Consider the following 8,465-nt stretch of genomic DNA (forward strand, 5'->3'; position numbering starts at 1 on the left):
CCATGGCGAACGCCATTGCATTCCCGACCCGGCAGCCTCGTGCTGCCGGCCCCACCGGCGCGGCCCTCCCGCCGCTCCACCCGGCCACCGCCTGGGCCGGCCTGCTACCCGAGACCCGGGATACGCTCGGCACCACGCTGGTCGACCTCGTGTTCCAGGACTTCCTCTCGGGCGCCGCCTACGCGCCCGAGGACCGGGTCCTCACGGATGACGATCAGCGCAGCGCAGCCATCGAACGTGCCGAGCGCCTCCTGAACCGGATCTACGACGATGTCGCCGCCGCCCTGCCGGCGCTGTTCGGTCCGGCCGGCGAGAACCCGGCCTGGGTCGAGGACTACGGCGCCGGCCGGCTCAGCATCTCGAGCGAGGGGGTGCTGTCGTGATCGCTTCTCAGACCGCCTCCGATCCGCACGTCGCCTGCCGGCATCGCCTGCTGACCGCCTATGCCTGGTTCGTGGCCTCCAGGCCGATCGAGGGGAGTTCGAATCCCACCTCTTCCGCCCCCAAGGCCGCGCGGGCGGTAAACAGGGCGAAGCGGCACGAGGTCTCCCGCGTCCTTGCCTTGCCCGCTCCTACGACGCTGGACGGTCTGCGCGTCTTCGGCTTGGCCCTAGCGCTGTCGCTCGAGGGTACTTCCGTCGAGGGCGACACCGATGTTGCCGCGGCCCGCGCGATCCTCAGCGCCACCCAGGAGAGCCTGCCGCCAGGGTTCATCGGCTTCGGCGACGAGCCGGACTACGATGACCGCGATCGGGCCGCATGGACCGGCAGCGGGTCGCTGCCTGCATGGGCCCGGGACGGCAAGGCCGCGCCCGAGGATGCCGACTTCCAGGTGGAGGCGAGGGCATGAACGCCATCGGTCGCCTCCCGCCCTCCCGCGGCCTCGTCGGGATCGACGTCCTGCTGATCGAGGGACGCGCCATCCACCTCGACGACATCGCAACCGCCGAGGAGGGGCGCCAGCTCCTGGCTGTCCTCGACGGCGAGATTGCCAGGATCGAGGACCAGCTCTCCGCCGCCGATCTGCGCGGCGGAGACCCGGAGTGGCGCCGGCGCGCCGAGACCGCGCACAAGCGCAAGCGCCGGATCCGGCCGCGGCTGCAGGAGCGGATCGGCACCCTTCGCCGGGCCGAGCGGGAGCAGGCCCACGCCGCCGACACCATGGCGGCCACGTCCCTCAAGGACGGCCGGCGCCGCGCCTTCATCCTCGCCGCCCGGCAACTGCTCGGCCATGAGGTCGTGACGGAGGTCTGGGCACGTGCGGCCGAGATCAAGCCCGACCTGTTCGCGGACGGCATTCCTGACGGAGGGCGGGCATGACCCCACCCGACCCCATCCTCGCGGCCATCGCCACCCACCGCGCCGCCTACGATGCCTTCCAGGTCGCACCTGAGGGCAACCCCTCTGTCCTCGCCGAGGAAGCCTACCGCGAGGCCGGCGATGTCCTCGTCGCAACGGCCTGCACCACGGCCGCCGGTGCACTGAAGCTCCTCGAGCACCTGCGCTGGTGGCTCGCCGAGGAGGCCGAGTTCGCCAACAGCTACGGGCTGACCTACCAGGCCGCGCAGGTCCGCGTCGCCGACCTCACGGCGTTGGCCTGCGCCTGCTGGCCGGCGGCCGCGGTCGGCCCGGATCCGATCCACCAAGCCATCGCCGGCGCCGAGCGCGCCGAGCGGGCACACACGGCGGTGCTCTCGGGCCTCGACGAGGACGACGAGGCGCAGATGCGCCGGGCCAACGCTGCGGCTGACGCGAGTGCGGCGGCCTTCGAGGCGCTGACCACGGTCATCCCGTCCTCGCGGGCGGGCCTCAACGCGCTCGCCGACTTCTACGCCCGGGAGACCGAGGAGACCGAAGGATGGTGCTCCTCGGGCCGATATCTCCGGCATCTCGCAGACGCCTTGAGGGTGGGTGATTCCACACCCCTGAATCCGGGCCGCCCATCGGCAAAAGCTGCATCGCATCAGCGGCTTGTCCGCCTGATTCCGCTGGTGGCTTCGCATGCTCCTTCCTCGGCGAGGGCGCAGTGATGAACCGCCGCCCGATCACCGCCCTGGCCCTCGCTGACGTTCACCCTGGCGCACCCGCCACCTCCAAGCCGGAGGTGACGTGGATCAAGCCGACCGAGCTGCTGGTGGATGCCGGTTACCAGCGCGATCTCTCCGATGCCTCGCTCCGGCTGATCCGCCGCATCGTCGAGCGCTGGGACTGGCGCCGGTTCAAGCCGCCGATCGTGGCGTGGACGGATGACGGCCTCGAGGTGATCGATGGCCAGCACTCGGCCATCGCGGCGGCCACCCATCCGGGCATCGACCTGATCCCGGTCGTGGTAGTCGAGGCCACGGCACAGTCCGATCGTGCCGAGGCCTTCGTCGGCCACAACCGGGACCGGGTCGCGGTCACGGCGGCTCAGATGCATGTCGCGGCGGTGGCGGCCGGGGATCCGGCGGCACGATCGGTGGCGCGGGTCGCTGCGGCGGCCGGCCTGATCCTCCTGCGCCTCCCGCCGGCGCGAGCGGTCTACAAGCCGCGCGAGACCATCGCCATCGCGGCGGTGCGCGGCCTGGTCACCCTCGAGGGCGAGGAGCGGGCCACCGAGATCCTGAGCGTCCTGACGGAGGCCGAGCTGGGCCCGATCACGGCGGCGCAGATGAAGGCGGCCCAGCACCTCATGACCGACCCGCAATTTGCTGACCTCGACCGGGCGGGGCTCATCCAGACGATCCGCGCCACGCCGGCCCGGCAGGCAGAGCAGGAGGCCAAGGAGCACGCGGCGGTTCACTGCGTCCCGCTGTGGCGGGGCATCGCTGCCGTCTGGTTCAAGGCGGTGCGGAAGAAGGCACCTCGCACAGATGCACGGTCACCCTCCCGCATGCCGAAGGGCGGCATCGCCATCCCGGCTTGGGTGCCGGAGGACCTGATCGAGGATTACCGGGACGTCGCCCACCTCGAGGGCGAGGAGCGCGCCGCCTCGCACGTGCGGAAGCTGAAGATGGAGGCGGCGCGGTGATCCACTCCATCACGGGCCCCACCGCTCCGGTTACCACAGCCACCGGTGAGGAGGTCTGAGCATGCCGCGCGGACGCGCCCCCACTATCGCCCAACCCGTCGCGAGGCCCGAGCCCATGAACACCGCGTTCCTCCTGCTGGCGCAGTACGGCGGCGCGGCCGTGATCCCTATCGAGCGCGTGTGCCAGGACTACTTCTCACACCTGACGCCCGAGAAGCTGGCACGGAAGATCTCCGCCGGCGAGATCGCCTTGCCGCTGGTCCGCATCGAGGCGAGCCAGAAGTCGGCCAAGGGCGTGCACCTCAACGACCTGGCGCGATGGGTCGACGAGCGGGCCGAGGCGGCACGCAAGGAGTGCCGTCAGCTGTGCGGCTGATCGGTCGCGGTTACCACCGCGAGCCAGGGCCAGCCAGCGTACCGGTCGCCCGCCTTGCGGATGTGCGTGTAGCGCTGGAGCGATGACCAGCTCTTATGGCCTGAGACCGATGCCGCCAGCGGTACGGTCCGGCCCATCTCGAACAGCCGCGAGACACCCTCGTGGCGCAGATCGTGGAACGTCAGGTCGTCGATCCCCAGGAAGGCGCACGCCCGGGTGAACGCGGCCGAGATCGCGTCGGTGGTGTAGGGGAAAATCCGATCGCCGGCACGCGGCTGCGCCTGGACGATCCGCAGCGCCTCCGGCGGCAATTCGCACCAGACGTCGTTCCCCACCTTCTGCCCAGGGTTCTTCATGTCCCGGACCAGGACCCGCGAGCCCTCCTCGTCGAGGTCTGCCCAGGCGATGCGGGTGATTTCCTCCTGGCGCCTCGTCGAGAACAGCGCGAACGCCACGATCACCTGCATCGGCAGGCTGCCCGGCCGCCGGTGCCGGACTCCGCCGAAATGCGTCATCAGCCGATCGAGCTCGTCGAGCGTCGGCCGGCGGCTGCGCATCTTCGACTTGGCGACGAGCCCCAGCTTCGAGGTGACCTTCCGGGCGTCCTGCATGCTCGAGGGGTCGAGCTGATAGCCCCAGGCCGCCTGCGCGATCGAGAACACGCTGCCGAGGTGGGCGAGGTAGTTCGCGACGGTCTGCGGCTGCCGGCCGGCAGATAGCTCGGTGGCGAACGCGACCACATCGGCGCTGGTGATGGTCGAGCAGGGCTTGTCCGCGATGTCGAACGTCTTGATCGTTTTCAGCACCTGCGCCTTGGTGCGCCCCAGGGCGCGCCGGCTCTCAGCCACGTACCGGTCGATCGCCGCGCCGAGCGTCGGATCCTCGGCCTTCTTCCCCGACACCGCGCCAGGCGCAGACAGCTCGCGCTCCCGCTTCGCGATCCATGAGTTGGCCGCCGCCTTGCGGTCGAAGGTCTTCGTCTCGCGGTGGGTGACACCCTCCTGCCTGACCACCACCTGAGCGTGGTAGCCAACAGAGCCGTCCTTGCGCTTCCGCTCGACGATGGTTCCCACGGTGCCCTCGGCCGCGCTACAGCATGGGCCGGAGGCGTACAGCATTGCTGTACTTTCGACAAGAAACGGGCTCAAAACGCCGGAAACGGCTTCAAATCGTACAGCATGAGGGTCGGGTCAGGTGGTTGCCATGGTTGAAAAAACGAGCAATTTCAGTCCTTGGCGCTTTTCCATAGCACCCATGATGGACTGGACCGACCGCCACTGCCGGGCGTTCCACCGCACCCTCTCGGCCCGCGCGCTCCTCTACACCGAGATGGTGACGACAGGAGCTGTGCTGCACGGGCCGCGCGAGCGGCTGATCGGCTTCGATGCGGCCGAGCATCCGGTGGCGATCCAGCTCGGCGGGTCGGACCCGCGTGATCTCGCGGCGGCGGCCCGCATCGCCGAGGCGTTCGGCTACCGCGAGGTGAACCTCAACGTCGGCTGCCCCTCCGACCGGGTGCAGGACGGGCGCTTCGGCGCCTGCCTGATGCGCGAGCCGGCCCTCGTCGGGGATTGCGTCGCCGCCATGAAGGGCGCGGTCTCGGTGCCGGTGACGGTGAAGTGCCGCATCGGCGTCGACGACCAGGATCCGGAGGCGGCCCTCGACGCCCTCACGGCCGCGGTGCGGGCGGCGGGCGTCGATGCGCTCATCGTTCATGCTCGCAAGGCCTGGCTCCAGGGGCTGTCGCCGAAGGAGAACCGGGACATCCCGCCCCTCGATTACGGCCGGGTCCACCGGCTGAAGGCGGCGAACCCGGACCTGCCGGTCGCCCTCAACGGCGGCCTGCAGGACCTCGCGACGGCGCGGGCCGCGCTCGCGCCGGCGGACGGGATCGCCCTCGACGGGGTGATGCTCGGCCGCGCGGCCTATGCGGAGCCGGCCCTGCTGCTCGGCGTCGATCCGGAGCTGTTCGGACAGGCGCCGCCGGTGGCCGATCCGTTCGCGGCGGTCGAGGCCTACGAGCCCTACGTCGCGGCCCGCCTCGGGGAAGGGGTCCGCCTGCACGCGATGACCCGGCACATGCTGGGCCTGTTCAACGGCCGGCCCGGGGCGCGGCCGTATCGCCGCCACCTCTCGGTCGCCGGCACTCGGCCGGAGGCCGGCCTCCACACCCTGCGCGAGGCGGTGGCGCTGGTCTCCCGCGAGCCGGTGAGCGCGGCGGCCTGAGGACGGCGCCGCCGGCCAGCTTGGCAGCCGGCCGGTCCGCGGGCATGTTCGTCGGCGAACGGACACGCGCCCGGGGGATGGCGGGATGATCGCACTCGACGATGGCGCCGCAGGCCCGCTCGGCGCCCATTTCGACGGGCGCGGGGTCAATTTCGCGCTGTTCTCGGCCCATGCGACGGCGGTGGACCTGTGCCTGTTCGATCCCACCGGGCGGGTGCAGACCGACGTGGTCCGCCTGCCCCGGCGCAGCGACGACGTCTGGCACGGCTACCTCGCCGGCGTGCTGCCGGGGCAGCTCTACGGCTATCGGGTTCATGGCCCCTGGGAGCCGGCGCGCGGCCACCGCTTCAACCCGCACAAGCTCCTCCTCGACCCCTATGCCCGCGAGCTGCACGGGCGGGTGCGCTGGCACGACGCCCTCTACGCCTATCGCCGCGGCAGCCACCGGGAGGACGTCCTCGACCGGCGCGACAGCGCCCCGATGATGCCGAAGGGCGTGGTCACCGCCCCCGAGGCGCCGGTCCACGACGACCCGCCCCTGCGCTACCCCCTCGTCGACAGCGTGATCTACGAGGCCCATGTCCGCGCCCTGACCCAGACCCATCCGGGCGTGCCGCTGCCCTGGCGCGGGACCTACGCCGCGCTCGGCCATCCGGCGGTCGTCGATCACCTCGTGCGCCTCGGCGTCACGGCGGTCGAGCTCCTGCCGATCCAGGCCTTTGTCGACGACCGCTTCCTGGTCGAGCGGGACCTCACGAACTTCTGGGGCTACTCGCCGCTGAACTACTTCGCGCCCGAGCCGCGCTACCTCGGGCCGGCCGGCGCGGCGGGCCTGAAGGCCGCGATCCGCCAGCTCCACGCCGCCGGCATCGAGGTGCTGATGGACGTGGTCTACAACCACACCTGCGAGGCCGACCGCACCGGGCCGAGCCTGTCGTTCCGCGGCATCGACAATGCGAGCTACTACAAGCTCCAGCCCGACGATCCCCGCCGGGACATCGACTGCACCGGCTGCGGCAACACCCTCGACGTCGCAGTGCCGCGGGTGATGCAGATGGTGCTCGATTCCCTGCGCCACTGGGTCGAGGCCTACCGGGTCGACGGCTTCCGCTTCGACCTCGCCTCGAGCCTCGCCCGCTCCCCCCACGACTTCACGCCCCGGGCCGCGGTGCTCCAGGCGATCGCGCAGGATCCGGTCCTGTCGCGGGTCAAGCTCATCGCCGAGCCCTGGGACATCGGCATGGGCGGCTACCAGCTCGGCGGCTTCCCGGTCGGCTGGAGCGACTGGAACGACCAGTTCCGCGACGCCGCCCGGGGCTTTTGGCGCGGCGATGCCGGCCAGCTGCCGAAGCTGACGCAAGGGCTGACCGGCTCGAAGGAGATTTTTTCCGCCTCCGGCCGCGGGCCGGGAGCCAGCATCAACTTCATCGCCTCGCACGACGGCTATACGCTCGCCGACGTCGTCGCCTACGAGGAGAAGCACAACGAGGCCAACGGCGAGGGCAACCGCGACGGTCACGGCCACAACGTCTCGCGCAACTACGGCGTCGAGGGGCCGACCGACGATCCCGCCATCCTGGGCCTGCGGGCGCGCCAGAAGCGCAACCTGCTCGCCACGATCCTGCTGGCGCAAGGCGCGCCGATGCTGCTGATGGGCGACGAGCGCTCGCGCACGCAGGGCGGCAACAACAACGCCTACTGCCAGGACAACCCCACCTCCTGGGTCGACTGGGAGAACGATCACGGTGACCCGGCCCTGACCGAGTTCGTGCGCAACCTGCTGGGCTTGCGCCGCGACCACCGGGCCCTGCGCCGGCGCAAGTTCCTCACCGGCGAGACCGTGGCGCCGGGGGGCTTGAAGGACGTGCACTGGCTCTCGCCCTGCGGGGCCGAGATGGATGACGGCGCCTGGGGCGACGGCGAGCGCCGGGCGTTCGGCATGCAGATCGGCAACGACGCGCCCGACGGGCGGCGCCTGCTGATCCTCGCCAATGCGGGCGAGGTTGCCCTCGACTTCCAGCTGGCCCGGGTCATCGGCGGGCCGTGGACGCCGCTCTTCGACACGACGGCGGGGGACGGCCGCCCGGTCGCGCGGGAGGCCGTCAGGAGCGGCGGGACCGTGCGCCTGCCCGAGCGCTCGCTCCTGGTGCTGGCGCGGAGCGTGGCGCGGCGGGAAGGCTGACCCGGCTGCCGCCGGCCCTCAGCCCGCCGCCAGCCGCTTGCGCTGCACCTTGCCGTTCGGGGTCCGCGGCAGCGCCTCCAGGAAGACGACCTCCCGCGGGCACTTGTAGGCGGCCAGCCGCTCCGCGCACCAGGCGAGCAGCGCGTCCCGCGCCGGCTCCGCGCCGGCTCTCGGCACCACGAAGGCGGCGATCACCCGCACGTCGTCGCGCACGGGCAGCTCGGTCACCGCCACCTCCTGCACGTCCGGATGGGTGACCAGGACGCTCTCGACCTCGTTCGGCGACACCCGGTAGCCGAAGGCGTTCATGATGTCGTCGTTGCGGCCTTCGAACCAGACGTAGCCGTCCGCATCGAGGGAGGCGAGGTCGCCGCCGGTGAACCACTCGCCCCGCATCACCGCCGCCTCCTCGTCGGGGCGGTTCCAGTAGCCGAGCATCAGGGCCGGATCGGAGCGGTGGATGGCGAGCAGCCCGACCTCGCCCGCCGGCAGCGGCTCCGGTGCGCCCTCGACGGGGAGGATCGCCACCCGCCGTCCCGGCTGCGGCCTGCCCGGCGAGCCGGGCTTGATCGGCACGACCGGGCTCGTCGAGATGTAGGTCGAGATCTCGCTCATCCCGAGTGCCTCGTAGAGCGGCGTGCCGGTGGCCGCCCGCCACTCGGCCAGCAGCT

General features: G+C 71.5%; 10 protein-coding genes. 8 read left to right on the plus strand and 2 right to left on the minus strand.

Going from position 1 to position 8,465, the window contains the following annotated elements; genetic code table 11:
• Positions 1-2: 2 nt before the first annotated feature.
• The 6 genes from VQ02_RS27560 to VQ02_RS27585 all read left to right on the plus strand — a co-directional run bounded on the left by VQ02_RS27560 (position 3) and on the right by VQ02_RS27585 (position 3,386).
• Positions 3-383 carry a hypothetical protein gene (locus VQ02_RS27560; RefSeq protein WP_048447438.1) on the plus strand — a complete coding sequence of 127 codons (381 nt, stop codon included), beginning with the start codon at positions 3-5 and terminating at the stop codon, positions 381-383.
• Positions 380-850 (plus strand): hypothetical protein, encoded by a 471-nt coding sequence (locus VQ02_RS27565; protein WP_048447439.1) that lies wholly within the window; start codon positions 380-382, stop codon positions 848-850. Before VQ02_RS27560 ends, VQ02_RS27565 begins: the two co-directional genes overlap by 4 nt.
• Positions 847-1,320, plus strand: a complete 474-nt coding sequence (locus VQ02_RS27570; protein ID WP_048447440.1) for a hypothetical protein — start codon at positions 847-849, stop codon at positions 1,318-1,320. The genes VQ02_RS27565 and VQ02_RS27570 overlap by 4 nt, the downstream gene beginning before the upstream one ends.
• Positions 1,317-2,030 (plus strand): hypothetical protein, encoded by a 714-nt coding sequence (locus VQ02_RS34930; protein ID WP_053080574.1) that lies wholly within the window; start codon positions 1,317-1,319, stop codon positions 2,028-2,030. The genes VQ02_RS27570 and VQ02_RS34930 overlap by 4 nt, the downstream gene beginning before the upstream one ends.
• Positions 2,030-3,010 carry a DUF6551 family protein gene (locus VQ02_RS27580; RefSeq protein ID WP_053080575.1) on the plus strand — a complete coding sequence of 327 codons (981 nt, stop codon included), beginning with the start codon at positions 2,030-2,032 and terminating at the stop codon, positions 3,008-3,010. The genes VQ02_RS34930 and VQ02_RS27580 overlap by 1 nt, the downstream gene beginning before the upstream one ends.
• 115 nt (positions 3,011-3,125) lie before the next feature.
• Positions 3,126-3,386 carry a pyocin activator PrtN family protein gene (locus tag VQ02_RS27585; RefSeq protein WP_048447441.1) on the plus strand — a complete coding sequence of 87 codons (261 nt, stop codon included), beginning with the start codon at positions 3,126-3,128 and terminating at the stop codon, positions 3,384-3,386.
• On the opposite strand, the gene VQ02_RS27590 is transcribed toward VQ02_RS27585, so the two are convergent.
• A complete protein-coding gene (locus VQ02_RS27590; RefSeq protein WP_048447442.1) occupies positions 3,371-4,459 on the minus strand; it encodes a tyrosine-type recombinase/integrase in 1,089 nt (362 codons plus the stop codon). The two genes, VQ02_RS27585 and VQ02_RS27590, sit on opposite strands and share 16 nt — an antisense overlap.
• Before the next feature lie 130 nt (positions 4,460-4,589).
• Between VQ02_RS27590 and dusA the strand changes: the two genes are divergently transcribed.
• Together dusA and glgX are read left to right on the plus strand one after the other, a co-directional pair.
• Positions 4,590-5,612: a tRNA dihydrouridine(20/20a) synthase DusA gene (gene dusA, locus VQ02_RS27595; protein ID WP_083469490.1), complete on the plus strand. Its 1,023-nt coding sequence runs from the start codon at positions 4,590-4,592 to the stop codon at positions 5,610-5,612.
• An 85-nt stretch (positions 5,613-5,697) separates the two neighbouring features.
• Positions 5,698-7,794 carry a glycogen debranching protein GlgX gene (gene glgX, locus VQ02_RS27600; protein WP_048447444.1) on the plus strand — a complete coding sequence of 699 codons (2,097 nt, stop codon included), beginning with the start codon at positions 5,698-5,700 and terminating at the stop codon, positions 7,792-7,794.
• Positions 7,795-7,812: 18 nt separating this feature from the next.
• On the opposite strand, the gene VQ02_RS27605 is transcribed toward glgX, so the two are convergent.
• The coding region (locus VQ02_RS27605; RefSeq protein ID WP_048447445.1) for a class I adenylate-forming enzyme family protein at positions 7,813-8,465 on the minus strand (653 nt) is incomplete at its 5' end.

Origin of the sequence: Methylobacterium variabile (assembly GCF_001043975.1) — a bacterium.
Classification (GTDB): domain Bacteria; phylum Pseudomonadota; class Alphaproteobacteria; order Rhizobiales; family Beijerinckiaceae; genus Methylobacterium; species Methylobacterium variabile.